The sequence below is a fragment of the Xanthobacter sp. BG11Y11_SDJG genome (assembly GCF_057364445.1).
In genome coordinates this window covers 1-1,772 of sequence record NZ_JBNFNU010000594.1, presented here as the reverse complement: position 1 = coordinate 1,772, position 1,772 = coordinate 1, and the positions used below count along the sequence as shown (strand labels likewise).

The 1,772-nt window shown below is 71.4% G+C and carries 1 protein-coding gene and 1 pseudogene; both read left to right on the top strand.

Going from position 1 to position 1,772, the window contains the following annotated elements:
* The coding region (locus AC2W7M_RS24790) for a hypothetical protein (protein WP_486135702.1) at positions 1-558 on the top strand (558 nt) is incomplete at its 5' end.
* Positions 559-1,069: 511 nt separating this feature from the next.
* Positions 1,070-1,772, top strand: a pseudogene (locus tag AC2W7M_RS24785) (hypothetical protein); the annotation flags it as partial.

The window sequence follows — 1,772 nt, the reverse complement described above, 5'->3', positions numbered from 1 at the left end:
GCGCCGCCCCGAGGTGGCGGCCGCATCGCCGAGCGCGCCGCCGCGGCGCTTGGAACGCCGGTCTTCCCCATCCACGGCCGGTTCGGCCTCGATCGCGTCCTGGTGGCGGCGGGAGAGGCGGTGCTGGTGGGCTTCCAGGGGGCGCGCTCGGATATCGTCGCGGCGGCGCCGCCCGGCGCTCTGCCCGCCGACAGCCCCTGGCAGGACATGGCCGGCCTGCTCTCTTCCCTGGAGCGCGTCGCCGCTTCCGTGCCCGGCGACGGAGACGGCATTCCCGGCCTCGACGGGGCCACGCAGCGCGAGCTGATCGATCAGTACCGCGCCCGCGCGGAGCGTGCGGTCGTCGCCGGCTATCTGGAGGCGGCGCCGGGCCGTCGGCTCGACCGGCCGTTCCTCGATCTGCTCCTGCTCGGCGCGCTGCTCGACGACCTGGACGCGGCCCCTGTGACATCCGGGACGGCGTCGGCGCTGGGCCGTCGCATCCTGGAAATCGCATCCCGCCTGGCCGACGGCCGCAGCGACGAGACCGATGCGGAGGCGCCCCCCGCTTCGCCGTGAGGCGGACGCCCGGCCGTCCTGAGGGAAGGCCGGTATGGCATCCGACCGCCGCTGGTCCCGTAGAGACGGGCGCGAGCGGTGGTTGCACCCGCGGGTCCGACTCCGGACGGAGGTATTACAAGGAGTTCCGACGCCGCTCAAATAGTACCGTCGAATCACCCTGCCATAGCAAATTCTCCCGGTATCCTGCTCTTCTTTCTGCGCATGGTGGGATTGTCAGAATTCAGTTCTCGGCCCAGGCAATCGCGACTAGGATATTCTCGGGATGTCATTTGCCTGCGGGGTGCAGGTGATCGTTTCCAACACGAACAACAGCCGCGTCGGGGGGCGCGTCAAGGACGGGATAGGCGAGAGTGGGCGTCAGGTATGCCGGTGAGGCTGGATCACGCAGCGACGCGACGGCGCGCGCCGCCCGGGAGGTGACTTTCGGGCCGGCGGCGGAAGGGCGGGCGGCGACGCAAGGTTGGACGGCGACGCACAAGCGCGCTGTCCCGGGCAGCGGATGCCGCCCATGAGCCAGTTGTTCAAGGTCGATCCCACGGCCGGCGCGGGGGAAGCTGAGATGCCCGTGCCGCTCGGCATGGGCAGCCTCGCCGGGCTCGGCACGTCCGCGTTTCCCACCCCGCTGGTGTGGCGCGACGGGATCGCCACACTGCCCCGCGCCCTCTACCGGCTGCGCTTTCACAAGGGCTTTCCGCTCGAGGCCGCAATCCCGCTCGCCGGCTACCTCGCCGATCTCGGCGTGAGCCATGTCTGCGCCTCGCCGCTGCTGCGGGCGCGGCCGGGCCGCAGGGAAGGCGCGGGCGTGGTGGACTTCGCGGCCATCGACCCGGACCTCGGCGGCGCCCGCTCTTTGGAGCGCCTGTCGAGCGCGCTGCACCGGCAGCAGATCGGCCTCCTGATGGAGCTGGCGCCGGGCCACATGGCCATCGGCGGCACCGACAACGAGGCCTGGCTCGACCTGCTGGAGTGGGGGCGCGACAGCGCCTTCGTCTCCTGGTTCGACGTGGACTGGCGCGCCGGCGACATCGACCTGCGCAACAAGGTGCTCGTTCCCTTCCTCGACCGCCCCTATTGGGAGGCGATCTGCGACGCAGTCTCAGCCTCGCCTACGACGCCGCCCTCGCCGGCTTCGTGGCGCGCCACAACGCCCACGTCTTCCCCATCTGCCCCACCGACTGGGCGTCGATCCTGGAGCAGGCGGACACGCCGGC